The sequence below is a fragment of the Ramlibacter sp. AN1015 genome, assembly GCF_037726105.1.
Taxonomy (GTDB): domain Bacteria; phylum Pseudomonadota; class Gammaproteobacteria; order Burkholderiales; family Burkholderiaceae_C; genus Ramlibacter.
On the sequence record NZ_JBBJUM010000003.1, the window covers coordinates 58,385 to 85,259 of the forward strand.

The 26,875-nt window shown below is 70.1% G+C and carries 19 protein-coding genes and 1 tRNA gene; 7 read left to right on the plus strand and 13 right to left on the minus strand.

The window, feature by feature from the left end:
- The first annotated feature begins 36 nt into the window (after positions 1-36).
- Positions 37-615: a DNA-3-methyladenine glycosylase I gene (locus WG922_RS05580; protein ID WP_340281271.1), complete on the plus strand. Its 579-nt coding sequence runs from the start codon at positions 37-39 to the stop codon at positions 613-615.
- Positions 616-653: 38 nt separating this feature from the next.
- Here the strand turns inward: WG922_RS05580 and WG922_RS05585 are convergent, their stop codons facing one another.
- Both WG922_RS05585 and WG922_RS05590 read right to left on the minus strand, forming a co-directional pair.
- Complete coding sequence (locus WG922_RS05585; protein ID WP_340281272.1) at positions 654-1,535, minus strand: YihY/virulence factor BrkB family protein; 882 nt, start codon at positions 1,533-1,535, stop codon at positions 654-656.
- On the minus strand, positions 1,532-1,810 hold the full coding sequence (locus WG922_RS05590; protein ID WP_340281273.1) for a hypothetical protein: 279 nt from the start codon (positions 1,808-1,810) through the stop codon (positions 1,532-1,534). Before WG922_RS05590 ends, WG922_RS05585 begins: the two co-directional genes overlap by 4 nt.
- A 323-nt stretch (positions 1,811-2,133) precedes the next feature.
- Between WG922_RS05590 and WG922_RS05595 the strand changes: the two genes are divergently transcribed.
- Together WG922_RS05595 and WG922_RS05600 are read left to right on the plus strand one after the other, a co-directional pair.
- Positions 2,134-4,446, plus strand: coding sequence for a hypothetical protein (locus WG922_RS05595; protein ID WP_340281275.1), 2,313 nt, complete (start codon positions 2,134-2,136; stop codon positions 4,444-4,446).
- Positions 4,447-4,937: 491 nt separating this feature from the next.
- Positions 4,938-5,011, plus strand: a tRNA-Gly gene (locus WG922_RS05600).
- A 314-nt stretch (positions 5,012-5,325) separates the two neighbouring features.
- Here the strand turns inward: WG922_RS05600 and WG922_RS05605 are convergent.
- Positions 5,326-5,991 (minus strand): hypothetical protein, encoded by a 666-nt coding sequence (locus WG922_RS05605; RefSeq protein WP_340281277.1) that lies wholly within the window; start codon positions 5,989-5,991, stop codon positions 5,326-5,328.
- Between the two features lie 834 nt (positions 5,992-6,825).
- Between WG922_RS05605 and WG922_RS05610 the strand changes: the two genes are divergently transcribed.
- Positions 6,826-8,232, plus strand: coding sequence for a PRC-barrel domain-containing protein (locus WG922_RS05610; RefSeq protein ID WP_340281278.1), 1,407 nt, complete (start codon positions 6,826-6,828; stop codon positions 8,230-8,232).
- Positions 8,233-8,588: 356 nt separating this feature from the next.
- A complete protein-coding gene (locus WG922_RS05615) occupies positions 8,589-9,275 on the plus strand; it encodes a hypothetical protein (RefSeq protein WP_340281279.1) in 687 nt (228 codons plus the stop codon).
- Between the two features lie 76 nt (positions 9,276-9,351).
- Here the strand turns inward: WG922_RS05615 and WG922_RS05620 are convergent, their stop codons facing one another.
- Complete coding sequence (locus tag WG922_RS05620) at positions 9,352-9,801, minus strand: PACE efflux transporter (RefSeq protein ID WP_340281281.1); 450 nt, start codon at positions 9,799-9,801, stop codon at positions 9,352-9,354.
- 288 nt (positions 9,802-10,089) lie between these two features.
- Here WG922_RS05620 and WG922_RS05625 point away from each other — a divergent pair, with 288 nt between their 5' ends.
- On the plus strand, positions 10,090-11,115 hold the full coding sequence (locus WG922_RS05625; protein WP_340281283.1) for a uroporphyrinogen decarboxylase family protein: 1,026 nt from the start codon (positions 10,090-10,092) through the stop codon (positions 11,113-11,115).
- A gap of 166 nt (positions 11,116-11,281) precedes the next feature.
- Here WG922_RS05625 and WG922_RS05630 read toward each other — a convergent pair whose 3' ends face one another.
- A complete protein-coding gene (locus tag WG922_RS05630) occupies positions 11,282-13,270 on the minus strand; it encodes an acyltransferase family protein (protein ID WP_340281284.1) in 1,989 nt (662 codons plus the stop codon).
- A 298-nt stretch (positions 13,271-13,568) separates the two neighbouring features.
- On the opposite strand from WG922_RS05630, the gene WG922_RS05635 reads away from it, so the two are divergent.
- Complete coding sequence (locus WG922_RS05635) at positions 13,569-14,867, plus strand: SGNH/GDSL hydrolase family protein (protein WP_340281286.1); 1,299 nt, start codon at positions 13,569-13,571, stop codon at positions 14,865-14,867.
- Between the two features lie 132 nt (positions 14,868-14,999).
- Here WG922_RS05635 and copM read toward each other — a convergent pair whose 3' ends face one another.
- The 8 genes from copM to imuA form a co-directional block, all read right to left on the minus strand.
- A complete protein-coding gene (copM, locus tag WG922_RS05640; protein ID WP_340281288.1) occupies positions 15,000-16,463 on the minus strand; it encodes a CopM family metallochaperone in 1,464 nt (487 codons plus the stop codon).
- Positions 16,464-16,479: 16 nt separating this feature from the next.
- Positions 16,480-17,067, minus strand: coding sequence for a hemerythrin domain-containing protein (locus WG922_RS05645; RefSeq protein ID WP_340281290.1), 588 nt, complete (start codon positions 17,065-17,067; stop codon positions 16,480-16,482).
- 690 nt (positions 17,068-17,757) lie between these two features.
- Complete coding sequence (gene ligD / locus WG922_RS05650) at positions 17,758-19,737, minus strand: DNA ligase D (protein ID WP_340281291.1); 1,980 nt, start codon at positions 19,735-19,737, stop codon at positions 17,758-17,760.
- A gap of 375 nt (positions 19,738-20,112) precedes the next feature.
- Positions 20,113-20,667, minus strand: a complete 555-nt coding sequence (gene thpR, locus WG922_RS05655) for an RNA 2',3'-cyclic phosphodiesterase (protein ID WP_340281292.1) — start codon at positions 20,665-20,667, stop codon at positions 20,113-20,115.
- Positions 20,645-21,244: an MOSC domain-containing protein gene (locus WG922_RS05660; RefSeq protein WP_340281293.1), complete on the minus strand. Its 600-nt coding sequence runs from the start codon at positions 21,242-21,244 to the stop codon at positions 20,645-20,647. The genes thpR and WG922_RS05660 overlap by 23 nt, the downstream gene beginning before the upstream one ends.
- Complete coding sequence (locus WG922_RS05665) at positions 21,231-24,560, minus strand: error-prone DNA polymerase (protein ID WP_340281294.1); 3,330 nt, start codon at positions 24,558-24,560, stop codon at positions 21,231-21,233. The genes WG922_RS05660 and WG922_RS05665 overlap by 14 nt, the downstream gene beginning before the upstream one ends.
- On the minus strand, positions 24,553-26,178 hold the full coding sequence (locus WG922_RS05670) for a DNA polymerase Y family protein (RefSeq protein ID WP_340281296.1): 1,626 nt from the start codon (positions 26,176-26,178) through the stop codon (positions 24,553-24,555). The genes WG922_RS05665 and WG922_RS05670 overlap by 8 nt, the downstream gene beginning before the upstream one ends.
- Complete coding sequence (gene imuA / locus WG922_RS05675) at positions 26,147-26,875, minus strand: translesion DNA synthesis-associated protein ImuA (protein ID WP_445322802.1); 729 nt, start codon at positions 26,873-26,875, stop codon at positions 26,147-26,149. Before imuA ends, WG922_RS05670 begins: the two co-directional genes overlap by 32 nt.

Genomic DNA, 26,875 nt, shown 5'->3' on the forward strand with positions numbered 1-26,875 from the left:
CTGGTACGCTGCCCCATTCGCCCTGCCCCCGCCCTCATGAGCGCTCCTTCTGCCCCCCCGCGCTGCGCCTGGTGCGCCAACCGACCGCTGCTCCTGGCCTACCACGATGCCGAGTGGGGCGTGCCCGTGCACGACGACCGCTTGCTCTTCGAGATGTTGACGCTCGAGGGAGCCCAGGCCGGCTTGTCCTGGGAGACGGTGCTGAAGAAGCGCGAGGGCTACCGCAAGGCCTTCAGCAACTTCGACCCGCAGAGCGTGGCGCGCTTCGGAGACCGCGACGTCGAGCGGCTGCTGGGCGATGCGTCCATCGTGCGGCACAGGGGGAAGATCGAATCCACCCTGGTCAACGCCCGGGCCTTCCTGCAGGTGCAGCGCGAGCTCGGCTCCTTCGACGCGTACATCTGGGGCTTCGTGGACGGCCGGCCCATCGATCACCGCATCGAGAAGCGCGGCGACGTCCCGGCCAGGTCACCCGAGTCGGACCGCATCAGCCGGGACCTGCAGAAGCGGGGCTTCAAGTTCGTCGGCTCGACCATCTGCTACGCCTTCATGCAGGCGGCCGGCCTGGTCAACGACCACGAGACGGGTTGCTTCCGGCACGGCGCCATGCGGTGAGCCGAGGCCGAGGTGCCGCCGAGCACGAAGGCTGCGTCCTACTTCCGGGGTGATCGTTCCGGCCCTCCCCGCAACACCCCGTTGATCTCCGCGCCGAAGATCAGCGTGGTGGCGGTGATGTAGAGGAACACCAGCGTGGCGACCACCCCGGCGAAGCTGCCGTAGAGCAGCGCCAGCTTGCCTGCCGTGCGCAGGGTGTAGGAAAGCGTGGCGGCCGCGGCCACCCAGAACGCCGCCCCCACCAGCGCGCCGGGAAGCACGGTGGAGACGCGCTGACGGATGTCGGGCAGCCACCCGTACAGCAGGGAGTACAGCACCACCATCACCAGGAAAGCCGCGCCGTAGCGCACGCCGTAGTGCAGCCACAGCGTGTCCCGCCCCATGCCGGCCTGTGCGAGCAGGTGCCACACATAGGGCATGACGACGACCGAACTGAAGGCCGTCAGCAGAATCGCGCCGGCGACCACCGTGAACAGCGTGACCTTGATGCGGGCCCTCCAGAAGGACAGGCCGCGCTCGATGCCGTAGGCGCGGTTCAGTGCCGAGCGGATCGCCTGCATGCCCGACGAAGCCGTCCACACCGTCGCCACGATGCCGATGGTCACCAGCACCTGGTTGCGCTGGGCCAGCACCTGCCGGATCACCGGCTGCAACGCCTCTTGCACCAGCTGAGGGGCATAGCCGATGACGCGCTCGACCAGCGCCGCGGCGTCGCCGGGATTCGCCACATAGCCGGCGGACGCGGACAGCAGGACCAGCAGCGGAAAAATGGCCAGCACCCACGAGAACGCCAGGCTGCCGGCCTGGTTGGCGCTCTGGTGCATCACGTAGTTGCGGATGGCCAGCGCCATCACGCGCAGGCCGGGGATGGCCAGCGCGGCGGAACGGACGCGGCTCCAGGCGTTGCGCAGGCGGCTCAAGGGGCTTCAGCGCCGGAGGAGCACGGCCGCGGTTGCGGGCCACAAGGGGCGATCGCGCTCATGCCTCGCCCCTCTTCTGGTGACACGCCGCGCGTCCAGCAGAAGCGGCGCAGGACACTGACCAGCAGTTTTTGCCGCTCGGCGGAATGGAGCGCCGCGGTCGCCGGCGGACGCAGGGCCGGCAGCAAGGACCGCATGCTGCACAGCCAGTGGATGGCGCTGGCCAGATGGAACGAAAGGAGGAGGTTCCGCATGCGGGACGCGTAGGCAATCAAGGCTGCGATTGTGCCAACGGCTTGCGCACAGAGGGCCCGGAAATACTCGCGGCCAACGAGCACGCAAGTGACTTGATGAGCTGCAGGTGCACGCGACCGCGGCCGCGCAAAAGACCTCGGGACCACGGTCGGCCAGTTCCGACAAACAGGGGGCGCAGTCGATTACATCGACGTAGGGGGAGTCCGGCTGATGCTCGTGCATACCAAGCAATTGGCAGCCGTCACTGCTAAAGCACTGGGGTCCGGCGCGGAGTGAGTTCGCGACATTGCGATCCATACGCCGCTGAAGCAGTACGTGTTTCGCATCGACGAAGGAAAGCACCTTGATTAATTTTGCTAGGCTTACCGCAGCCGCTACAACCTCAGTGCTCTTTACCGCATGCGGCGGCGGTGGGGGCGGTGAGGATGCAGGTCAGGCAGTATCTGCACAATCGCAGTACCCCTTCAAGGAAGTGCTGCGGCACGCGGCGGAGAACGGATATCAGGTCTCGTTCAGCGTTGCTGGAACAGCTTCCGCCAATGGTGAATCCGTTCCCTTTAGAGGCGATATCACGCAGACGCTGAGCAAAGGCCAGCTGGTTACCTTCAATGGTCGCAATGCGTGGCAGAACGTCGCGACCGCTCGCACGACGCTCTATCTCGATGGGCAGACAATTCCCGACGTTTCGACGAGTTATCAATATGCGGACTCGGGGTCTCTGGCGCCGCTTGCGCAATTCGGCCCCTCTATTCCGCTGTTTTGCGACGCACCCACCGGGAATTCAATTCCCGAAACCCTGTCCGTCGGACAGTCGGGGCAATTGTTCGAGATGCAGTGCTGGCGCGGCCCGGATAGATCTTCGAGGCAAGGGCTACTGCGTTCCTCGTACGGAACCTCGATGGGGTCCCGCGGGGAACTGCATGTCGAAGTAACGGAAAACCTGGCTTTCTCAGACGGCTCTTCCACGCAATCGAAGACGACCTGGGCTGTTTCGATGGACGCCGGCTACAGGATCGTTCGCCTCTGGTCGGCCGGCCGCATCGATGACATGACTGTGGAACTGCGGTCGGTCTCGGTCTCACCAACGATGGCACCACCCTCTTCGGCACCGGTGCCCCCGCCCAGCCTGGGCGGCTTGGTCGTGGCGACGGCACCAGTTCCTGCACAGGAGCCGGCGCCTGTTTCTGGCGCAGGTGGAGGTGCACCTGCACCTGCACCTGCACCTGCACCTGCACCTGCACCTGCACCTGCACCCGCACCTGCACCCGCACCCGCACCCGCACCTGCACCCGCACCCGCACCCGCACCTGCACCCGCACCCGCACCCGCACCTGCACCCGCACCCGCACCCGCACCCGCACCCGCACCCGCACCCGCACCCGCACCCGCGCCCGCGCCCGCGCCTGGCACGACCATCGTTTCCGGCCTGTCGCAGCAGCTGGCGAGCGGCGGTGACTATGTCGTCAACGCCAGCGCTGCGGGCACTGTAGACCTCGTCCTGCCGGCATCTCCCGCCGTCGGTTCGACGGTGAAGATCACCGGCCAGAGCGCGAACGACTGGCGTGTCGTGCAGAACCCGCTTCAGTACGTGGTCACGTCCGGGCTCGGCGGCAATCCCGTGCCTGGTGCGTCCTGGTCCACCGCAGGGCCGAACGATGGCTGGCACTTCGCAGCCGCATCGGAAGACGGCAACACACTGGCAGCGGTTTCCAACGTCGTGCTCGGCGGTCGCGGTCTCGTCCACGTGTCGCGGGACCGCGGAGCCACCTGGAGCCAGACGGGCCCCTCCGGCATCAACTGGACGGCCATCGACATTTCCCCGGACGGAAGCGCAATGATCGCCACGGCAGCATTCGGTGGCGTCTACTACTCCAGGGACGCGGGACAGACCTGGACCAGCGTCGAACCGGTAGGTGCGGGCGGTTTTTGGCTGAGCACCGCCATAGCCGACAACGGCACTACTCTGCTTGTCGCCGACCGCGGAGGCTTCATCTACGTGTCGAGGGACTCTGGTGCCACCTGGACGGCGCGCGGTGGCGTTGCGCGAAACTGGGAAGCCATCGCGGCTTCGGACGACGGACAGCGGCTGGTGGCCGTCGCTTCGTCAGACAGCGTCTACACCTCTGCCGACGGTGGCCTGACCTGGACTGCCGCGCCCGGTACCACGAGCACCAGGTGGTACCGCGCCGCGACCTCCGCTGACGGCATGGAAATGCTCGTCGCCGAAAAGGATGGACTGGTGCTGCGATCCAGCGACGGCGGCGCAACCTGGACGCCGATTACCACGCCGGCGGCTGTGAATCAGGTTGCAATGTCCGCCGACGGCCAGGTCATCGCAGTCGCCAGTGGGGGAGACCAGCTTCGCATGTCTTTCGACGGTGGTGCCACGTTCACTGCCGTGGAGGCCCGGCGAGCGTGGCGGGCGGTTACGGTGTCCGGTGACGGCAACGTGATCCTGGCTGGCAACAACGTTGCCGAAGTGGGCGGCGACAACGCCGGAGACGATGGTCCCCTTTACCTGAGCTACGGCAACCGCACGGCCACGGGCGCCGGCGGTGCGGTCGTCGGCGGCCAAGGCGAGATGATCGAATTGGAGTACGCCGGGGAAGGCCGCTTCCAAGTACGAAGCTCGTCGGGTGAATTTATCGTGAACTAGTCGCGCGAAAGAAGGCGCCCCGCGCCGGAAGTGCGGGGCGCATGGAGCGCGAAGCAGATCTGCAAGAGCCGGTGAAAGCGTGGCGCACCGGAGCATGTGACCCCCGCTCCTGCACCATTCTCACCGCGCGAACCAACTGGCCTCCAGGAATCCCGGGGCGATTCACGCGCTCGTCGGCTCGAACATCTGCTACGCCGCCATGCCCGCGCGCAGCCTGATCTGTGACCACGTGACGCGCCACTTGCGACTCGGCACCAGCCGGTGAAATGAACCTGAGGAAAGCGGAGCCTTGCTCAGGAGCTGGCAGCCCGTCGGGGCACCCGGGCGCGTCCGGGCCGCAGGGTTAGCGCGCGGCAAGCACTGCGCCTTCCGACGAAGCAGCGTGGTCGAATTCACGCCTGCGCAGCGGACGGAGCCCCGTCGATGCTGCCCCCTGATCCCACATCGCAGAAGACACTGATTCAACTGCGCTTAGAATCCCGGGCTGCCTCGCGGGCGTCGTTCAATGGCAGGACCTGAGCTTCCCAAGCTCAAGACGTGGGTTCGATTCCCATCGCCCGCTCCATTTCTACCCAACTGCTTGATCCCTAAGGATTCTTAGCAGCACCCCTCGAAACGCACAGCGGCCTCATACAGAAGGAGTTTCGCTGTGGGTAGCATCTACAGACGAAAGAGCGGCATCTACTTCGCCCGCCTGGTCGTGCGTCATGTGCAACTGCTGTAGACCAACTGCGGCGTATCCTGGCGGCGAGCGTCACGGCTGACGCCGCGCAACGAGCCCAGGAGAGATACTGCACAAGGCGCTGGCGTGGAACCGACTCGCTTGGCAATGAGCTCAGGCGACAGAGCGGGAGCCACTTGCGGCCGGATTCCCAGACGTCACCGCAGCCGGAGTTCGATGAAAGGCGCACTACTGCGCAGGTAGTCCAGCAGCGCGTAAATGAACAGCAGCACGCCCGCCATCTCCAGCGTCTCTTCCATCGTCATCGCGACCATGTAGGGCACCAACGACATTCCCGTCGCCGCGGCGCCTTCCAGGAAGAAGTAGCCTCCAACCATCTCCATGCCCAGGACGCCGATCACATACACGCCGCCCGCCAAAAGGAACAGCATGCGCGTTCGGGCCGGCAGGCTGCCCAGGAAGCGCAGGTAGTAGGCCAGCACCGCTGCAACAAACAGGCCACCCACAACAACCCAGCCGAAGCGGAAGAAGCCGCTCAGGTTGAAGATGCTGACCATGGGCTTGATCAGCACTTCGTGAAAGCTGGCCGCCTCGTCGATCGACAGGGCCAGGAAGAGCAGCGCCAGGAGCAGCCAGTGCCTGCAGTATGGATCACGTACCCCGCGCTTTACCGCCTCGATCACCGCCAGCACCAGGGCCGCTGCGAGCAGGAGCGCCGAACCGAACCAGGTAGGCACGTTGCCCTCGCTGTCGAAGTAGAAGCGCTCGATGCCCGGCAGGCGCCAGTCAATGATGTAGGCGAACACCACGAAGAGGTGAAGCAGCAGCAGCAGGGCGATAGCGAACGCAAGGGTGCGAAGCACGGAGGTGACGGAAATGCACGCGGAGCCAGCAACCGCAGATGGCGAGGCCGCTCGCGTTGCGGACGTCGTGAACGGACCGTCGGCGGATGCGGTGGACTGTGACATGGGCGCTCTGATGTGTCTGTGTATGGAAGATAACGCACTGTTGCTGGTGCCCTGCCGATCGTACGAGATGAAGCAGCGCTTATCGCATGCGCGTCGCAGGTCGGCGTCGCAGCCGGGTGGAAATGGTGACGCTTGCGCGGCGCGTACTGTTCGAGTCCTTCCATTGATTCAGGGACCGAGGGCCCAGGCATACACCCCCGTGAGCCTCTCCTGATTGCGCTTGCCGAGCTTGGCGGAGTACAACCCCACGTACAAAATGCCCCTTTCACCGCTCGCTCTCAGAGGCAGAAGAGTAGTGGCGGGCTCCCATCGCCCGCTCCACACACCTTCTCCTGGACACGGGAACACCGGCCACCTCTCTCTGGACCGGTTTCTTCTCCGGCTGCCCGTCAGCCCGGCCCGTGAGCCACAGCCGATTTCTCCCCATCCCTTTCCAGAAGTTCCCGGCGAACTCATTCGCTGGTAAACGTCGTTTCAGCGTGAAGTGTTTTCACCTGCTGCCGCAGCAGCCCGCTTGACCGGCGTGCGGCCGCCTCCACCGTCGGGTGCGCCTCTCGGCACGCATATTTTCTGGCGGGTGTTACCTCCTTGCGCATTCGCTCCATGGCGGCGCGTGACCATGGCCCTACGTCACGCGATGCATGGCTCTGCGTGATGCACAGACGCGGCCGTTCCCGCAGGAACGCGCCCTTCCCCCCTTCAAGTCCAACACACCAGGAGAACTCGCTCATGAACACGAAGCAACCCACGAAGCTGCGCGCCACGGCCATCGCCGGCGGCGTGCTCGCCGTCGCCCTTGCCGCCGCGCAGGGCGTCGCGTCGGCACAGCAGTCGGGCCAGTCGGCGTCGAGCCAGGCGACCTCCGGCCAGCAGCAGTCGGGCCAGATGCAGGCCGGCCAGAGCCAGTCCGGCCAGCAACAACAAAGCCAGTACCGCGCCGTGCGTGCCAACGAGCTGATCGGCATGCAGGTGACGAACGCCCAGGGCGCCAATCTCGGCGAGATCAACGACCTCGTGGTTAACGTCAACACGGGCGCGGTGCGCTACGCCATCCTCAGCTTCAATCCCGAGATCCTCACCCAGGAAACCCTGTTCGCGGTTCCCCTGAGCGAGTTGCGCATGGACCGCCGCCGGGAGGCCGTGATCTATCAGAACATGGACAAGGAACGGCTGGCCGTAGCGGCCATCCGCCGCACCCAGTGGGGTGAACCGGGCGTCATGCGCGACCAGGAAGCCTGGAACCGCATCGACAAGGCATACAACATCCAGCAGCCGACGGAAACGGCGAGCGCCATGCGCGTGAGCGATCTGCTGGATCGAGATCTGGTGTCCCGGGCAGGCGAGGACATCGGTGAAATCGAATCGATCGTGATCAACATGGCGAACCAGCAGGTCCATTACGTGGTGGTGGACTTCGATCCGGGTTGGCTGACCGCAAGTCGGCGAGTTGCCATGCCCCTGTCCAACTTCGAGCTCGCGCGCAATGGGGAAGACCTGATCGCCAACGTGGACCGCAACCAGGCCCGGCGGATGCAGGCCCTGGACGAGAACTGGTTCGCCAACATGAACGAGCCGAGCTACGTTGCCGAGGTCGATCGCTATGTGGTGACGGTCGTGACCACCGCCGGCCAGCCGGGCCAGCAGTCCGGCGGCACGCAGGCCATGGGAGCCGGCGGCAGCCCGCAGTTCAGCCAGTTGGACCGCAATGGCGACAACCGCCTGGATCGCAGCGAGGTGCAGTCGGCCCAGAGCATCCGCGACAACTGGAGCCAGGTAGACCGGGACAGCGACGGCTGGATCAGCCAGCAGGAGTTCCAGCGCCATCAGCAGGAGCAGCAGCAAAGCCAGTCCGGCTCCTCGGGCCAGCAGTCGGCGTCGTCTTCCGGGCAGCAGTCGTCGGGACAGCAGGAGCAGGGCTCCACCGAGCGCATGGGCGCGGGTGGCACGCCGCAGTTCGATCAGCTGGACCGTGACAGCAACGACCGCCTCGACCGCAGCGAGGTGATGTCCGCACCGCAAATTGCGGAGAACTGGAACCGGGTGGACGCGGACGGCGACGGCTGGATCAGCAAGCAGGAATTCCAGAACCGTCCGCAGCAGCAGCAGCAGCAGTCCTCCGGACAGCAGCAGCGATAACGAAGGTGAGCGGCGCACGACCGGCTGACAGGCCGGTCCGCTGCCCGCCTTGCGATTTCCCGCGAGAGGCCGGCTGTGCGCCTGAGCCTCTCGTTTATTTATCGCGCGGGCTGCGATCCGGTGCTATGCACCCGCGGTGCGGCAGCTGCGGTGGTCGTGCCGCCATCCCCCTGCCGAAGCAGCTCTGCACGCACCACGCAGCGCCCGCTCGGCCCATGTCACTTGCGTATCGGCAGGTGTCCACGCCGAAACTCCTGCTCCAGCCCGCGCTCCCACAATCATCACGGCTTGAGGTAATTGCGGCCGCTCGACCTCGGGCAGACGCTTCCTCGCCGGAACCTTGAAAGGAGATAGACATGCGCAACAACCGCATCCTGGTCCCGATCATCTCGGCCACGCTGTTCACCGCTTCGGCAGCGACCCTGGCGCAGGGCGCCGCCGGATCGCCGCAAGGCGGCTCTGCGGCGTCTTCCGCCGCTGCTTCCAGCGACAACGCGGCGCCCTCGATGGAGAAGCTGCGTCAGGCGGCCCAGAACCTCCGTGAGTCCATCCAGGCCATGGCGCAGAAGCAGGCCGGCCCCGACCGTGACCGCGCCATCGACCAGGCGCACGAGGCGCTTCTCGAAACGCAGTCGGCCATGATCGCCCTGCCGCCCGACATGCGCGGCTCGGGCGCGATTCCCGAGATCGACCGCACGCCTCCTTCGCAGCGGCGGGGCTCCGCCGCTGCGTCGGACACCGAGTACCAGGCATCGGTGCGCCAGCTGATGCAGGCGGCCGACAACCTGCGCCAATCGATCCAGGCCATGGCGCAGCAACCCGCGGGTGAGCGCCGCAACCGGGCCATGGAACAGGCGCGCCAGGCGCTGTGGGACTCGCAGCAGGCCATGGTCGCAGCCTACGACCCGTCCTCGGCGCGCGCCTCGCGCATGATGGGTGCACAGGGCAGCGGCGGCTCGGGCCAGGGCGCAGCGCGCGCGGGCTCAGGCGCCTCCGACGGCTCCATGGCGTCGGCACAGCGCATGCGCCCGGACCGCAACTAAGGTCGAGCCCGCAGGCGCAGGTGTCCCTGCGCCTGTATCCATCCGCCCGCCGCCGCGGTCTTCTGCGGCGGGCCCTTTACGTGCTGTGGTGCCCCGCCTGCGCCTGCTCCTGCCATTCGGCGAGCGGGAAGACGCGGTCGTAGCCCCAGTTGAACACCCAGGCGTAGAGCATGTAGAACAGCGCGATCGCCGCGTCCATGACGAACGCGTCCCAGAGGCTGATCTGCAGGTACCAGGCCAAGAAGGGCATGAGCACGACCAGCAGGCCGAGCTCGAAGGCGACCGCGTGCAGCACGCGCGTCCACGGCCCCTTGAGCGTGGTGCCGCTGGCGCGCAGCAGCGCGTGGTCGAAAGCCACGTTGTAGACGTAGTTCCACAGCGTGGCCAGCGTGGCGCTGACCACGCCGACGATGCCCATGTCGTGAAGCGAAAGACCGAAGCCCCAGGCGCCCAGGGGCGTGATGAGGGCGAGTCCGATGAGTTCGAAGCTGACCGCGTGCCGGATGCGGTCCCGTACCGTGCGCATGTGTGCTGAGTGGGCGATGGCGGCACCGGAGAAAGGCGCCGCGGTGGGCCGGGCCGTCCCGGCAATCGTTGCCCTCGATCAAGGGGCGGGGCCGTCCCCGCGACAGGCACCGATGGTAGGGCAAGACGAGATGCCCGACGGTGGAGAGGGTTCCCGCGCCGGCGGCCGCCGGCCCGCCGGCCGGGCAGCGCGGTTTGCCTGAGCAGGCATCCGGGATTCCACGCGCGCCCGTGGCTGCGGCGGGCCGATACATTGTGCGTTCCGCATACGCGCCCAAGGACCCCGTTCATGCTGTTCCCCACCACCATCGTCGGCAGTTTTCCGCAGCCCGACTGGTTGATCGACCGCGCCAAGCTCGCCGGCCGCTTTCCGCCCCGCGTGCGTGCGCAGGAGCTGTGGCGCCTGCAGGAGCCCTGGCTGGCACAAGCCCAGGACGACGCCACCCTGCTCGCGATCCGTGCGCAGGAAGAGGCCGGGCTGGACATCGTCTCGGACGGCGAGATCCGGCGCGAGAGCTACTCCAACCGCTTCGCCACGGCGCTGGACGGCGTCGATCTGGACAACCCCGGCACCGCCCTGGACCGCTCGGGGCACCCCAACCCGGTGCCGCGCATCGTGGGGCGCATCCGCCGCCGGCACGCGGTGGAGGTGGAAGACCTCCTCTTCCTCAAGCGCCACACCACGCGCCGCACCAAGATCACCGTGCCCGGTCCCTTCACGATGCTACAGCAGGCGCAGAACGACTTCTACGCCACCGAGGAAGAGGCGGCGATGGACTATGCCGACGCGGTCAATGCCGAGATCAAGGACCTCTTCGCCGCGGGCGCCGACGTGGTGCAGATCGACGAGCCCTACATGCAGGCGCGGCCCGAAAAGGCGCGCCAGTACGGCCTGGCGGCGCTGAACCGCGCACTCGAAGGCGTGCAGGGCACCACCGCCGTGCACATCTGCTTCGGCTACGCCGCCGTGATCCACGTGCGCCCGAGTGGCTACTCGTTCCTGCCCGAGCTGGCGGGCTGCCGCTGCACCCAGGTGTCGATCGAGACCGCGCAATCCAACCTGGACACCACCGTGCTGGAGCAGCTGCAGGGCAAGCAGGTGATGGTGGGCTGCATCGACCTGTCCGACATGAACGTCGAGACGCCCGAGGTGGTCGCCGAGCGCATCCGCAAGGCGCTGCGGCACATCGCGCCCGAGCAGGTGATCCTGGCGCCGGACTGCGGCATGAAGTACCTGCCGCGCGAGGTCGCGCAGGGCAAGCTGGCGGCGATGGTGGCCGCGGCGCGGCAGCTGCGCCAGGAGCACGGGGCGTAAGCAGCGCGTCGGGGCGGCGGGCCTGCCGCCGCGCCCGATGCCGTGCCATGCTGGCCGGGCGGGTCTGGTGCAGACCGCGCGACGTCCACCGTGACCGCGCACCATGCGCGGACGTGCAGCTCCGGCATCTTCAACGCGCGCCGGGGCGGGCACCTCATCGACTCGGTCAGCGCGCCAGCGCGGGGCCCAGACGTGCTGCGAGGTACTGCGCGCCGTGGACGCTCAGGTGGTGCGCATCGCGGTACATCGATTCCGCGCCATCGACCACCTTGCATTCGCCATCTACGCAGAGCCAGTCCAGCGGCCGCACCACACGGACGCGCGGCTGCCCCTCCAGCCCGGCGAGCGCCGAGAAGAACGCTGCGTGCTTCTCCTGCTGCGGTGCCGCCGACCGGTCGAGCAGCGGCCGGCGCAGGAGGCGCTCCAGTGCCACCACCGTGGGCACGCTGCGCGGATAGACAGGCACCGGGCCGATCACGATCACCTCGATACCGAGTTCGGTCAGCTGGCGCACGGTGCGGCGCAGGGCCACGCTGGCAGCCTCGACCCCGTCGAGCGGGCCCGCAGGCGCTCTCGTGCGGCCACCGCGGTACTCGATCGGCCCGTTGGGTCGGAAGTAGGTGTTCCAGTAACCGGCCAGCACGACGGTACGCAGCGCGGGGTCGGCTCGCAACTCGGCGAGCACCTCCGCGTTGTGCGCTGCGCAGCCGGGATTGATCTGGTTGCGGATATCCAGCAGCGGCGGGCAGCCGGCTACGGAGACCATGAACGCGCTGCGGTCGATCTTCTGCAACTCGGCATGCACCGCCGGAGCCCACGACAGCGCATGGCTGTCGCCCCAGAGCAGCGCGTCGGGGGGCGCATCGGACGCTCCGATCGTGCACGCCGATGCAAACGGCTTGTTGAAGCAGGGGCGCCATTCGCCGAGCGCGGTGCGCGCCGCGTCCAGGCGCACGACGTCCGGCGCGAAGCGCCCGCTGAAACCGCGCGTCTGCTCGCCCGCCGCGGCAGCGAGCGACACGGCGCCCACCAGCGACAACGCAAGGGCTAAGCGCACCGGCAGCCGCTGCGGCTGCTTGGCGCGGAACGGCCGCTCGACGAACTGGTACGAGAGGACAGCCAGTGCGAAAGACATGCCGAACACGATGGCGCCGCCAGCCGCACCGGACGGCAGCAGCGCCGTGTAGTCGGCCAGCACCAGAACCGGCCAGTGCCACAGGTACAGCGAATAGGAGACCAGCCCCACGAACACGACCGGTCGCCAGGCCAGCACCCGGCCGAGCCCGGAGATCGCGCCGCCGCTGCCGGCGTGGATCACGGCCGCGGCGCCGCACACCGGCAGCAGGGCCGCCAGGCCGGGGAACGGCGTGGCGGCGCTCAGATACAGGCAACTCCACGCAATGGCGGCCAGGCCGCAGGCCACCAGCAGCGAGCGCATGACCGCGCGCTTCGGCGCCGGCACCAGGCCGATGGCGAGCGCTCCGCCCACCATGAATTCCCAGGCCCGGAACGGCAGCAGGTAGAACACGTAGTCGGGATAGCGCTGCACCAGCGCCTGTGCCGCCGCGAGACTGATCACTCCGGCGACCAGCAGGGCCGCGACGCGCAGGCTGCGCGGCAGACGCATCCAGACAAGCAGGGCGAAGGGAAAGAAGAGGTAGAACTGCTCCTCCACCCCGAGCGACCAGGTGTGCAGCAAGGGATTCAGCCGCTCGTCTGTCTCGTCGAAGTACCCCTTGGTGGTGGTGGAAAAGAGGATGTTGGAGACCGAGAACACCGCCGCCACCGCACTGCGCAGCGTGGCGCGGTAGTCGCTGGGCAGCTGCAGCAGCCAGCCGGCGGCCAGCGTGGCCACGACGACGGCGAGCAGCGCCGGCAGGATGCGCCGCGCCCTGCGCGCGTAGAACTCCAGGAACGAGAAGCGCTGCTCGCGCATCTCGGTGTGGATGATCTTCGTGATGAGGAAACCGGAGATGACGAAGAACACATCGACACCGACGAAGCCGCCGTGCAGAAGCTCCGGTGCGATGTGGTGGATGACCACCGCCATCACCGCAACCGCACGCAGTCCGTCGATGTCTGCGCGATACGCCACATGGGGGAAGGACTGGTCCTTCGTCGTGGCACGCAGCGAGGCCGCCGACGTTGCAATCATGGCCGGATTGTGAGTAGCGCCCGGGCCACACGAGGCGTAGTCCTGCTGCCATGCGCGCTGTCATCTTCATGAGGTAGCACGCATGAGGTGAAAGCACGACGAGGCAACCTGAGCCAATGGCGATCGTGCGATGCACGCTGCGCGCGCGAATCGCTTGCGGTGCCCGCTGCCCGGTGCGTGGTGCAGGGTGCAGGCGCGGCGAACGGCAGTGCTGCGCATGCGCCCTTGTCCCACGCGCCGTGGCTGATCGATTCCCTACGATGAACCCGACCATTCATCGAAACGCCCGATGCAGTCCATGCCCTCCCCCTTCATCGCTGCCTGGCTCGCGCTGCTGCTGGCGGGCTGCGGGGGCGGCGGCTCCGCAGATCGCGTCATCGGAGCAGGCGACGAGTCGCCGCTCGCATCGGCGCCGCCTTCCGAGCCGACGCCATCCGCGCCGCAGCCCGGGACCGCGCCACCCGCCGCCGCACCGGAGCCCGCCGACGGGCAGGAGCCGCCCGGCACGCCGGTGGTCGATGCTCCGTCCTCGCCACCCGCCATCGATCCGCCGCCCACCACGCCGGGGGTGGAAGATCCTCCCCCGCCTGCGCTTGATCCGGCGCCCACGGTGCGCGTGGCGCAGGCCGACGGCACGAGCATCGCCGGTGCGCGCCAGGTCGCTGCCGACGATCGGGCCTTCCGCACCATTGCAGCGGCGCCGCGCCCGTGGAGTGCCGACGCGAGTTTCCGCATGGCCGCCGGCCTGCCCTCGCAGAGCCTGAAGGTGTCCTTCGTGAGCGATGCGCCCAGCATCGAGCTGCGCCTGCTCGCCTGGGGCAACACCCAGGTCGAAATCCGCGTCGATGGTGTGCCCGTGACCGCCACTGCGCTGCGGCTCGGCGACGACTGGCGGCCGCGCGTCGTCCGCCTGGACTTTCCCGCTGGCGCCCGCAGCCGCAGCTATGAGCTCTTCGGACGCTTTCTGCCCTTCGGCGGCGCCTGGGTTCCCGCCGGCAGCACGCTCACCTACCCGGCTGCCGAAGATGCCCGCCCGCTGGTGGCCTTCGCGCCCGGCGACTCCTACACCCAGGGAAGCGGCGCACCCTCGGCGCGGCAGACCTACGCCGGCGTCGCAGCCGACGAGCTGGGGGTGGAGCTCTGGACGGAAGGCGTCGGCGGCACAGGCTGGCTGAGCGGCGGCGCGCATGACCCGGGGGCGCGGGTCGATGGCACGCTCGCGCTCCTGAACAAGGCACCCGCAATCGTCGTGACGGCGCTCGGCTACAACGACCGCTTCGGCGATCTCGCCGCGGTGGCTGCGCGCTACGACGCCACCGTGGCACGCATCCGCGCGGCATGGCCGCAGGCCCGCATCGTGACGCTCGGCCCCTGGACGCCTCTCGGAGCAGCGCGCGAGACGCAGGCGATGCGCGAGCTGTTGATCGCCGGCGCCGAACGCAACGGCGTGACCTTCATCGATCTCGAGGGCATCGTGACGGCCGCCAACATGGACACCTATACCAACGCCGATCGCGTGCATCCCAACGCCGAGGGCCACCGTCACCTGGGCCGGACCATCGCCGCCCGGCTGCGCGCCGCCGGCGTCACCCCGTGATGAAGCGCTGTCGCGGCGAACGGCCGAGAGGACGTTCGCCAGGAGCCTGCAGGCCCACCGCACGCATGCTGGGCAACGATGACGCGGTGCGACGCGATCCAATGGGCCCGAGTCGGGCGAGCCCCGGCGCGGCTACGAAGCGTCTCCCGTTCCGCCCCGCCGCTTGAGCCACTCCTGCATCTGCTCGATCTCGCGCCGCTGCGTGGCGATGATGTCCTGCGCCAGCCTGCGCTGCTGGGCGTCGCTGCCGTGCCGCAACTGGATCTCGGCCATCTCGATGGCAGCGCGGTGGTGGGCGATCATCCCGCGCACGAAGGCCTGGTCGGGATCGGGGTGCCGGATGCCCGTGTCCATGTCCTCGTGCATGCGCTGCATGCTGGCCAGGTAGGCCGCCTGCGCACTGCCATCGGTGCCGGGCTGCGCAGCGACCGTGTGGCCGCGATGCACGGGCTCGGCAGGGGCCGCGTGCGGCCGCTCCGGATCGTGCGTGTGGGTCGCGCGAGACTGCGCGGGGTTGTTGACCGCCGCGATGCCGGAGCGGCCGTCCGCGCCGTACAGCGCGAGGTGCAGCCCCCAGTAGCTCAGCGCGAACACGGCCATCGTCGCCACCAGCGTGGCGGGAATCGCGGCCAGGGTCCGCCGCAGCGCGAAGCGCACCTGCGGCGTCGGATCCGCGAAGATGATGACGATGACGGCCATGATGAGCGCGTGCCCCACCAGGTCCAGCCGCCCGAAGGGGTACACCGCCGCATTGAAGATGACGAACAGCGCCAGCGCCGAGAGGCGCCGCACCAGCGCAGTCCACAGCAGCCCGAACCCCATCGTGAACTCGGCCACGCCCGCCATCGGGATGAACACGTCGCGCGGCATGCCGAACGTCAGGAACGGCTTCTCCTCGACCAGCGGATAGAACCAGTCGGGATAGGCGAACTTCTCCAGGCTCGACCACATCAGCGCGATCGCGACGCCCCAGCGCAGCACCACGAAACGGTAGGCATGCCAATGCGGCTTGTCGGAGGCCGCGAGCACCAGGTAGGCCGCCACGCCGACGCCGAGCGCCAGGTAGTCCAGCAGATGGAACAGCTCGTACTGGCTCAGCGCCAGCAGCCACAGGCCAATAATGCCGGCCGCCGCGAGCGGCATGGTCTTGCGCGAGAACACCAGCCCCGCGATGACCAGCTGCATCCACGAGACCCACTCGTGCGGGGTCTTGAGGTCCGGCGTGAGATACACGCCGCCCACCGCGAAGATCGCCACGAAGAAGGCGGCGATCACGAAGCGCATGAAGTCGTCGCCGCGGGCCCACAGCGGGCCGGACACCTTGTCGAAGCCCCCCAGGATGGCGTCGCCCGCGCGCGTGCGCTCCAGAGCCCGCGTGGCGAGGAAGAAGACGACCACCAGCACGATCCCGGCCCAGAACCAGCGGTCGGTCAGCGTCTCCATGATGCGCTGCGGCGGCGCCTCGACGATGTACGGGGCGAACCACTTCACGTGGGCCGCCGCCGTCATGGGGGCGGCGAACAAGGTCGCCGCAGCCGCGAGGCGAAAAGCCCCGCGCGACGCGGTCGGGCGGTCATGGCACAGCAGACGATGCATCGTGATCCCTTGTCTGTCAGGGCAGCCAGCGCACCTGGCCGGGCCGCACCGATGCGAAAGCACGTTCGTACTGATACACGACTTCGGAGCCCCACCGGTCGGTGACGTCGCGATAGATGCCCCGCTCTTCCTCGGTCGAATGCCGCACGACCTGCTCGCGCAATGCGCCGGCGGCACTTCGGGCGCGCGCCATCTCACCAGCGTGCAGGAGGCGCTCGAGCTCCGCCGCTCTCAGCGTCTGGTCGGCGTGATCCGCGAACACCTCGCGCATGTCCTCGTGCAGGCCACTCTGGTGTGCAAGCGGATAGAGCGAATGCTCTTCGGCATACAGATGCGCACTCACCAGATAGCGGATGCGTCGGGCGGTCTCCAGCGCACGGCCGGGGTGCTCCTGGTACGGCAACTCCTTGAGCAGCTGCGCGAGCAGTGCGTGGTGGCGCGCGATGGTGTCTGCGCCCGCCGGCGCGGCGGCAGAGCCCACGGGATCACGCTGTGCCTGCACCGCCAGCAGCGTGAGCAACGCCGCGCCACTGCCCATCAGCAAAACTCGCCTGCCGAGTTCCTCGCGCCGCGCCGAGTCGTCGCCGCCGGATTTGTTGTCCATGCCGCGATGCTCGCGCAAGTGCTTCATCGCACGCGTAGGCGCACGCCTCACGCCGCGCTTTCCGCACCCGACGGCAGAGCATGCAGCCGGAGCTTCGTCCTTGACAAAGCAAAAGAAAGTGACCCGCCCGCCGGGGCGAAACCCCGGCACGCCGCTACAGCGAAAAGCGCCTAAAGACAAGCTGGCGATTCCCGGGTAACTCCCACTTCAACGCCAACCCGATCCGACACGCGCCGGCGCAACGAGCAAACCCAGACGCCCCTCAGTGCCGCTTGTACTCCTGCTCCCGCCGAAAGGCCGCATCCTCCTGCATCCGTCGCCGCCGCAGCCGCGCCCGCATGCGCGCGGCGCCTGCGCCGAATGCGACCGAGGCAGCCACCAGCGCCCCCACCAGCAACGGCGCGGGCGCACTTGCGTCCACCGCGAACGCAAGCGCCGCGTGAGAAGCCGACGCGCCACCGTAGGGGCGCACATGCACCCCGCGCGCAAGGCGTCGGACGGACGCCCCACCCATTCCCCGCCCCCAGGTATCGCCCTCACCCCACCGAGCCACCACACTGCACTCCATTCGCTTGCCTTTCCAGGAAACGGGCGATGCTGGCGATGGCTCGATGCGGCAGGCGTAGGACCAGGGCGACACCGCGCGCGGGCATTGATTGCACCCGCCGGCAGCGGGCAAGCGGCGGCCCTTCAGCCCGCGCCCGCACCGAGCCGCCCGAGCGCCGCCCGCAGGCTCTGGCGCCCGCTCGTGGCCCCACCCCACGGGTCCTGCGCGCGCTGCGCCAGGTGTGCGGGGGCGCTTGCCGTGTCCCAATGCGCGCCGCCGGTGACGCCGTCCAGCAGTTCCCATGCAAGCGGCATCGATACGCCGAGCCCGGGCCGTGCCCGCGCCGAGTAGGCAGCCACGGTGGACTGCTCGCGGCCATTGCGCAGCCAGTCGATGAAGATGCGGCCGACGCGCCGCGCCGCGCCGGGCCGCGCGACAAAGCGCTGCGCGATGGTGCGCGCCATGTGCCGCACCACGGCCTGTGACCAGTCCCGCACCGTCTCCACGCTGAACTCGGGCCTGCAGGGCACCACCACGTGCAGGCCCCTGCCGCCGCTGGTCTTGAGCCATGCCTGCAGGCCCAGCTCGTGCAGCAGCGTGCGCACCAGCAGCGCCGCCTCCTGCACTTCCTGCCAGGCGACGCCCTCGCCAGGGTCGAGGTCGAACACCACGCGGTCCGGTCGGTCGATGTGCCGGTTGCGCGTGTTGCGCACATGGAATTCGATGGCGCCCAGCTGCACCGCCGCCAGCAGATCGGCGGCGGAGTCGATCACGATGCCCGGCGCGTGCCCCGGCCACAGCGCCGGATCGGCCGCGCGCAGGCCCTTCAGCGCGCCCGGATGGCGCTGGAAGAAAGTCGCGCCCGACAGGCCCTGCGGCGCGCGCAGCAGGTAGACCAGCCGGTCCTGCACGTGCGGCAGCATCAGCGGCGCTACCGCTTCGTAGTAGTCGAACAGGTCCTGCTTGGTGCGGCCGGTGGACGCATCGATGACCCGCAGCGCGTGGGTGAGCACGGCGGGCGCGCTCGCGGGCAGCGCCGCACGGCGGGCCGGCTGCGCCGCCTCGGCAGCAGTGGTGCTCAGGCCGGCCGACGCCGCCGCGCCCCGGGCCCGTACCGGGGGCGCCGCGGCCGCCACGCGCTCCAGCGGGCGTTCGCGCCCCACGCTGCGCGGCGGCGTGTCTTCACGCAGGCCCTTGAACGCCGCATGCCGCAGCTGGCGCCCCTCGGCCCATTCCCCGTAGGCCAGCTCGCACACCAGCTCGGGCCGCACCCAGGTGGCACGCCGCTCGTGACCAGTGGCTTCGGCGAAGGGGTGGTGCGGCTGCCGGATGGCGTCGAGCCGCTGGCGCAGCCGCGTCAACTCGTCGCCGCCGAAGCCCGAGCCGACCTTGCCTGCGTAGTGCAGGGCGCCGGCCGCGTCCCAGGTGCCGACGAGGAGCGCTCCGATGCCGGCGCCGGTGCCTTCCTGCGGTGTGAAGCCGCCGATGACGAACTCCTGCCGGCGGGTGCATTTGAGCTTGATCCAATCGCCGGTGCGGCGGCCGTCGGCGTAGGGTGAGCCCAGGCGCTTGCCGATCAGCCCTTCGAGCCCCATGTCGCAGGCGCTCGCGAGCAGGGAGTCGATGGGGGCCTCCAATGCATGGCTGAAGCGCAGCTGCTCGCCCTCGGGCACCAGCGCCTGCAGCATCGCGCGCCGCTGCTCCACCGCCACGCGCCTGAGGTCCAGTCCGTCGGCGAAGGGCAAGTCGAACAGGGTGTAGACGATGCGGCTGTTGTCGGCCCCGGCGATGGCCGCCTGCAGCGCGTGGAAACTCGGGCGCCCCTGCGCATCGGGCATCACGATCTCGCCGTCGTACCAGCCAGGCGGCAGCCGGGCGGCCCGCAGGGCCCGAACGAGGGTGGGAAAACGCTCGGTCCAGTCATGGCCATTGCGCGTGAGCAACTGCACCGGCCCGCCTGGCCGGACGATGCGCGCCAGCATCCGATAGCCGTCGAACTTGATCTCGAACAGCCAGGCGCCGGCAGGCGGCTGCGCGACGAGCGCCGCCAAGGCCGGCTGCAGCACGGCCGGCAGCGGCGCGGGCTGCGCTCCGGCGGGCGCTGAGAGGCGGAGGCGGGGCATGGGACCGGGTGGTGTGGTGACTCGGAGGCTGGGAACGGTTTGCAGGCTCAGCATAGGCAGCCGGGGCAGCGCGGGCGTGTAGGACAGCCCCCGATCGCGCGCGCGGCGCCGCGCAGTGCCTGGCCACGGCGTATGTAGGACAAAGCCTTACGCTTCTGACGGCCCGATTCCCACAGCTTCTGTGAATAACTCTGTGAGAAAGCGCTGTGGCTTCGTCGGGAAGCCCCGTTGCATAAGGTGTACGGCCGAGCTGCTTAATTCGTGAGCAGGACGGTCGGGTGGACGGTTTCGTCGAGGGCTGGCCTGGCGGGCTGGCGGCCGGCTTTGCTGGGCTGGCTGCCTGTCACCCCGCCTGCCTGCCAGGCCTGCGTCCCCTCACGCCGACGGCGCGTCGGGCCACTGCGCGATGGGCTCGTAGTGCGCGCGCGGGACGCTCGGCGGCAGGCGCGACCAGACGAGGGCGAAGCGGCCCACCGGCCAGTCCACCTGGAGGCCCTGCGCGGGCGGACGTGCTGCGACGGCCTTGCGCGCAAGGGTGAGATGGGGCTTCCAGGCGAGTGCCTCGGGCGCATCGAAGCCGGCCGAGCGCAGGGCGAGAACCACGGCCGCGTGCAGCGCGTCCAGCTTCGGTTGCGGCGCGGGGCGCAACACGACCAGCCCGCGCGGCCAGTGCTCGGGCCGTCCCAGGTGGATGGTGAACGGCTCGAAGGGCACCGCCGAGAGGGCCTGCACCAGCGCATCGATGCGGGACTCGGGTGTCTGCCCCAGGAAGAACAGCGTGAGGTGCAGGTGCGCCGGTGCGGACAGCGCGCTGCGGTGCGGCCACTGCCACTGCCCCCGCCATGCGAGAACCGCCTCGCGCACGGTCGGCGGGGCCATGAGGCCGACGAACAGCCGGCGCTCGGCTTCAGGAGGCGAAGCGGGTTCCATGGGCACCATCATGGGCTTGCGCGTGGCCGACGAGCACGCCCACGGCGTCGCCCCTGCGCAGCACGCCGCCGCGCAGCACGCGTGCGGTGAGGCCCCCGTGGCCGCGCAGGGCGTTGTAGGCGCCGGGGCCGAGCGCCCGCTCCATCTTGGAGCAGGGCTCGCACGGGCCGGTGATCTCCAGCAGCACGTCGGCGCCCAGGGCAAGCCGCAGCGGCTGGTCGGCGAACAGCGGGCGCGCGGCCAGCAGGTTCAGGCCGGAGACCACGAGGTTGCGGCGCAGCAGGTCCGCCTCGAGCGATTCGCGTCGCAGCATGTGGGCGACCACCGCAAGGTGCTCGGCCTGCACCAGCGTCACCTGGCGCTTGCCGCCGCCGCGGCCCGCCGCGCTGCGGTCGCCCTCCAGGCCGCGGCCTGCGATGGCGGTGGCCTCGGCGACGGACTGCACGGCCAACGCGCGGGCAGGCCGCAACAGGATCGCGTCGAGGCGTCCGCAGTGGGGGAAGCAGGCGGTGAGGCGGCGCAGGTCGTCCATGGCGGCCAGCTTATGCGAGAGCTCGGGTGCCTCAGTGGAAATCACGGCTGCGGCCCTGCCCCGCCAGGCGGCCCAGCCAGGCGGTGAGGTCCTCGACGCGGTGGGCCAGCAGGTGGCGCACCCGGCCGCCGCTGTGCGGATCGCGCTGCCACACGCCCTCGATGGCGAGCAGGCGCGAGCGCAGCAGCGCGTCGCGCTGGCGCTCGACCAGGTCGTTCCAGACGATCACGTTGACGGTGCCGGTCTCGTCCTCGATGGTGACGAAGAGCGTGCCCTTGGCGGTGGGCGGGCGCTGGCGCATGTTGACGATGCCGCAGGCCCGCGCCGGGGCATCGTGCGGCAGGCGGTTGAGCCGCTGCGCGCTGTGCCAGCCCTGGGCGTCCAGCCGGGGCCGCAGCAGCGCGAGCGGATGGCGGCGCAGGGTGAGGCCGGTGGCGGCATAGTCGAAGACGATGTCCTCGCCCTCGCCCGCGGCCGGCAGGTGCAGCAGGTCTTCCTGGATGGGGGCATCGCGCAGCAGGCCATGCGCGCGCCGGGCGCCGGTGGCGGCCCAGACCTGCTGGCGCCGGTGCCCCGCCAGGCTGGACAGCGCATCGGCCGCGGCCAGCAGGCCCATGTCCTTGCGATCGAGCGCGGCGCGCAGGGCCAGGTCTTCGACGTCGGTGAAGGGCCGCGCATCGCGCGCGGCCTCGATGCGCGCGCCGCCCTTTTCGCTCAGCCCGCCGATCTGCCGCAGGCCCAGGCGCACGGCGGGCTGCAGGGTGCCGCTGCCCCGCCCGTCCAGCGGCTCGCCGGCCTCGCGGGCCGTGCCCGGCGCCTCCAGGGTGCAGTCCCAGCGGCTGGCCGTCACGTCCACCGGCCGCACCTCCACGCCGTGGCGCTGGGCGTCCTGGATCAACTGCGAGGGCGTGTAGAAACCCATGGGCTGGGCGTTGAGCATGCCGGCCAGGAAGCAGGCCGGCTCGTGGCACTTGAACCAGCTGCTGAAATACACCAGCAGCGCGAAGCTGGCGGCGTGGCTCTCGGGGAAGCCGTATTCGCCGAAGCCTTCGATCTGCTTGAAGATGCCTTCGGCGAAATCGCGCGGGTAGCCCCGCACCACCATGCCCTCGACCAGCGGCACGCGGAACTTGTGCACGCCGCCGCGGCGCGACCAGGCCGCCATCGAGCGGCGCAGCGCGTCGGCCTGGTCGGCGCTGAAGCCGGCCGCCACCATGGCCAGCTGCATCACCTGCTCCTGGAAGATCGGCACGCCCAGCGTGCGGCCCAGCGGCACGGCCAGTTCGTCCTTGACGTAGCGCACCGCCAGCCCCTGGCGCTCGCGCTGGCGCGCGCGCAGGTAGGGATGGACCATGCCGCCCTGGATGGGGCCGGGCCGCACGATGGCCACCTGCACCACCAGGTCGTAATAACGGCGTGGCCGCAGGCGGGGCAGCATGGCCATCTGGGCGCGGCTCTCGACCTGGAACACGCCCACGCTGTCGGCGCGGCACAGCATCTCGTAGACCTGCGGGTCTTCCTCGGGGATGTGCTGCAGGTGCCAGGCCGCGTCGTCCTTGCGGCCGCGCCAGGCGTTGGACAGCTGCAGGCAGCGGCGCAGCGCGCTGAGCATGCCCAGCGCCAGCACATCGACCTTGAGCATGCCCATGGCCTCCAGGTCGTCTTTTTCCCACTGGATGATGGAGCGCTCGGGCATGGAGGCGTTCTCCACCGGCACCAGCCGCGTGAGCTTGTCCTGCGTGAGCACGAAGCCGCCCACGTGCTGGCTCAGGTGGCGCGGAAACCCCCGCAGCTGCTGCGCGAGGGCCATCCACAGGCCGATGCGGTGCGGCGTCTCGTCGATGCCCATGTCGCGTGCCAGCGCCGCGAGGCGGTCGGCCTGGATATCGACCTCGAACCAGTGGTGGTCCTTGGCGAAGGCATCGACCAGGCGCTCGTCGATGGCCAGCGCCTTGCCCGCGTCGCGGATCGCCATGCGGCTGCGGTAGCGCACCACCACCGCGGCGATGGCGGCGCGCTCGCGGCCGTACTTGCGGTAGATGTACTGGATGACCTCCTCGCGGCGCTGGTGCTCGAAATCGACGTCGATGTCGGGCGCCTCGTGCCGCTCCATGCTGATGAAGCGCTCGAACAGCATGCGTGTGCGCTCGGGCGAGACCTCGGTGATGTGCAGGCAATAGCACACCAGCGAGTTGGCCGAGGAGCCGCGGCCCTGGCACAGGATGCCCTGGTCGCGGGCGTAGCGCACGATGTCCTCCACGGTGAGGAAGAACATCTCGTAGCGCTTGGCCCGGATGATGCGCAGCTCCTTGGCGAGCTGGGCCCGGTGCTCGGGCGCGAGGCCCTGCGGGTAGCGCCGGCGCGCGCCGCGCAGCGTCAGGCGCACGAGCATGCCGATGGGCGTGCAGCCGGCGCGCACCGTCTCCAGCGGGTAGTTGTAGCGGATCTCGTCGAGCGTGAAGCGGCAGCGCGCGGCAACCGCCCGCGTGGCCGCGAGCAGCTCGGGCGGATGCAGCTGCGCGAGACGGGCGCGATAGCGCAGATAGCGCTGGGCGTTGGGCTGCAGCGCGAAGCCGCACTCGGCCACCGGCCGGCCCTCGCGCACGGCGGTGATCACGTCGTGCAGCCGCTTGCGCGAGCGCCGGTGCATCAGCACCCCGCCCGTGGCCACCAGCGGCACGCCGCAGGCCGCCCCGGCCTGGCGCAGCAGTGCGAGCCAGAGCGCGTCGCCGAGCTCGCCACTCAGGCGCACGCCCAGCCAGAGGCGCTCGCCCAGGTGCTCGCGGGCGCGCCGCAACTGCTCGGTGAGGCGGTGCAGGTCGAAGGCCTGCGGCGCATCGCGATCGGGCACCCAGAGGCGCTCGCATCCGGCCAGCAGGCGCCAGTCGCTCGCGTCCCAGTCGACCGCGTAGTCGCCCTTGGGGGCCTGGCGCCGCGCGGCGCTGATGAACTCGCACAGGTCGCCCCAGCCGAAAGCGTTGCGCGCGAGCGCCACCACGGTGCCGCCGGGCAGCCGGAACTCGCTGCCGAACAGCAGGCGGAACGGCCGCACGCGCGGGCGGGCGGAGTCTTCGGACTGCAGGCGAGCGGCTTCCTTGAGGTGATCGCGCAGCGCCACGTGGGCCTGCACCACGCCGGCCACCGAACACTCGTCGGTGAGGGCCAGCGCCTCGTAGCCCAGGTTGTAGGCGCGCTGCACCAGCTCGTGCGGATGCGAGGCGCCGCGCTGGAAGCTGAAGTTGCTGATGCAGTGCAGCTCGGCATAGGCGGGCAGCGGGTCCGCGCCCGGGGCCAGCACCGGCGGGATGTCGTCTTCGCTCGCGTCCTCGGGCTCGAGGGGCGGCAGCTGGCGCTCAGGCATAGAGCCCCTGCAGGTACCAGCGCGGCGCAACGCCGGGAGCGCCGTGCTCGCAGTAGATCCAGAGCAGGCCCGCCCGCTCGCTGCGGGCGATGCAGTAGTCGCGCACCACCGCCCCGCCCTCCTCCCACCAGCCGGTCTCGATCCGCTGGCGTTGCGTGAGCAGGCGCAGCGGCCCCTCGTACCAGGGCCGTTCGCCGCGCACTTCGAGCCGCAGCGGCTGCGGCAGCAGCCAGGGCGGATAGAGGCTGCGCGGGCAAGCCGTTTCATCCTTCGCGCCGTCCTGCGCAGGCGAGCCGGAGCCCGGGAGCGACGCAGGAAGCCCTGCCTTCCCGGCGGTGCGCTCCCCGCCGCGCGCCTCGCCCACCCGCAGCCGGGAGGCCACGCGCGCCCGGCCGGCCGCCTTGCCCGGTGCCAGCAACGCGGGCAGGTGCCGCACCGCGGGCTCCCAGCACTGCATGCGCTCGGGCCGCCAGTCGGCCCGCGGCAGCGGCACCAGCACCCGGTCTTCGCCCAGGCGGGCCGACAGCCGCTCCACCAGCTGGTGCAGGCGCTCGCCGGTGACGTTGTCCTCGGGCAGGAAGCTGCGGCTGGCGTCTGACCAGGGCGCGGTCTCCAGGGTGCGCAGGCGCAGGTGGTTGGCGGGTGCGGCCAGCCGGGCGCGGGCCAGCTGCTCGCCGACCAGGCGGCGCAGGTGCGCCATCTCCTGCGCCGCCTCGGCCGTGCGCACCACCAGCCGCTCGTGCGGCGGCAGCGCGACGCCGTCCAGGCGCTTGAGGTCCAGCGTCCACTCCAGCTCCAGCCCCAGCACGCCCCGGTGGCGCGCCCGCAGCCACAGCTGCAGCTGGGCCAGCAGGCGCTGGGCGGTCCACATCAGCTCGGGCGCGCTGCTGGCCAGCGCGGGCAGCTCGAGCCGCAGGTCGAACACCTCGGGCAGCTGCAGCCAGGCGTGGCGGGCAGGCCGCTCACCCCAGGCGACGTCCAGCGCCTCCAGCAGGGCCGCACCGAAACGCCGCGCCACCGGGCCGCGCGGCAAGGCGCGCAGCGCCCCCCAGCTGCGGCAGCCGGTGCGCTCGAGCAGCGGCGCGTGCGGCGCGGCCGCCGACAGCAGGGGCAGGGGCAGGTCGTGCGGCACCCGCGGCGGCGGCGCGGCGCCCGCCACCTTCAGCCGCAACAGGGCCAGGGCCACGAGGCAACTGGGGCCCTCGGACCAGGGAACGGCGTACAGGGCCGGGGGCTGCTCAAGAGATGCCGATACAGGCACATGGAACGCAGGTGCGGTTGGTACGGAGGCAGACGCGGATGCAGCTGCGGATGACGCGGATACATCCGCCGCAGTCGCCGCAGGCGCCGCAGCCGCCGCAGGCGACGCAGGCGACGCGAGCCGCGCAGGCCGCCCGGGCTCTCCCGGCTGTGCGGGCTGGACCAGCCCCTCGGGCAGGGCTTCGGGCGACAGCAGCTGGTGCAGCAGTGCCTCGCGCCCGCCGAACAGGCGCTCGCTGGCCGAGACTTCCAGCAGCCAGGCTTCTTCGAGCCGGGTGACCCGCGGCGTGAACCGCAGGCAGTGCCAGCCCCAGGCCGCCACGTCTTCATGCGGCACTTGCAGCGCGATCCAGTGCATGGAGCTCCTTGCGTGGGGGGGCCGGCTGCGGATCGGGGGCCCGCCGCGCCTGCAGCAAGGCGGCGAGCAGCGCGTGCAGAGGCGGCAGCAGCACGGGCGAGACCAGGGGCGGGCCGCGCCGCTTGAGCACGTGCACCTTGAGCGCCTCGCCCGATTCCAGCAGCAGGCGCAGCCGCGCCGGCGAGTTCTGCTGGCGCGCGGCCTCGGGACGCAGGACGAACAGCAGGCGCCGGTGCTGCTGGGCGGCCAGGTGCAGCCGGCGCAGATCGGACGCCTGCGCCTGCGGCAGCCAGGCCAGCACGGCCGCCGCCTCGGCGCAGCGCAGGGCCTGCTCGCTGGCCCAGAGCCGGGCCGCGGGCTTGTCGGCCCGCACCCACAGCAGGCGCTGCGCAGGCAGCCCCTGCGCCTGCAGGCTGGGCGCGAACACCGGGTGCGGCGGCGCCACCAGCACCACCGGCCCGCCCTGCCCCTGCACCGCACGGGCCAGCGCCGGCACCAGCAAGCGCCACACGTGCTGCTGCGGCCGCGCCTGCAGCAGCTCCACCAGCTGCCCCACCGGCCAGCCGCCGCCGGGCAGCACGGCGTCGAGCGCAGGCAGGCCGGTGGACAGGGTCTGCTCCTCGCGCGCAGCCAGCTGATCGACCCGCCAGACGTGCTCGGGCAACTCGAAATCGGAAGGGGACGATGGAGACAGAAT

Bases quoted from the DNA above. Each gene is read 5' to 3' on its own strand.
- WG922_RS05580 (WP_340281271.1), top strand. From the start codon at position 37: ATGAGCGCTCCTTCTGCCCCCCCGCGCTGCGCCTGGTGCGCCAACCGA.
- WG922_RS05610 (WP_340281278.1), top strand. From the start codon at position 6,826: ATGAACACGAAGCAACCCACGAAGCTGCGCGCCACGGCCATCGCCGGC.
- WG922_RS05615 (WP_340281279.1), top strand. From the start codon at position 8,589: ATGCGCAACAACCGCATCCTGGTCCCGATCATCTCGGCCACGCTGTTC.
- WG922_RS05620 (WP_340281281.1), bottom strand. From the start codon at position 9,801: ATGCGCACGGTACGGGACCGCATCCGGCACGCGGTCAGCTTCGAACTC.
- WG922_RS05625 (WP_340281283.1), top strand. From the start codon at position 10,090: ATGCTGTTCCCCACCACCATCGTCGGCAGTTTTCCGCAGCCCGACTGG.
- WG922_RS05630 (WP_340281284.1), bottom strand. From the start codon at position 13,270: ATGATTGCAACGTCGGCGGCCTCGCTGCGTGCCACGACGAAGGACCAG.
- WG922_RS05635 (WP_340281286.1), top strand. From the start codon at position 13,569: ATGCCCTCCCCCTTCATCGCTGCCTGGCTCGCGCTGCTGCTGGCGGGC.
- copM (WP_340281288.1), bottom strand. From the start codon at position 16,463: ATGCATCGTCTGCTGTGCCATGACCGCCCGACCGCGTCGCGCGGGGCT.
- WG922_RS05645 (WP_340281290.1), bottom strand. From the start codon at position 17,067: ATGGACAACAAATCCGGCGGCGACGACTCGGCGCGGCGCGAGGAACTC.
- ligD (WP_340281291.1), bottom strand. From the start codon at position 19,737: ATGCCCCGCCTCCGCCTCTCAGCGCCCGCCGGAGCGCAGCCCGCGCCG.
- thpR (WP_340281292.1), bottom strand. From the start codon at position 20,667: ATGGAACCCGCTTCGCCTCCTGAAGCCGAGCGCCGGCTGTTCGTCGGC.
- WG922_RS05665 (WP_340281294.1), bottom strand. From the start codon at position 24,560: ATGCCTGAGCGCCAGCTGCCGCCCCTCGAGCCCGAGGACGCGAGCGAA.
- WG922_RS05670 (WP_340281296.1), bottom strand. From the start codon at position 26,178: ATGCACTGGATCGCGCTGCAAGTGCCGCATGAAGACGTGGCGGCCTGG.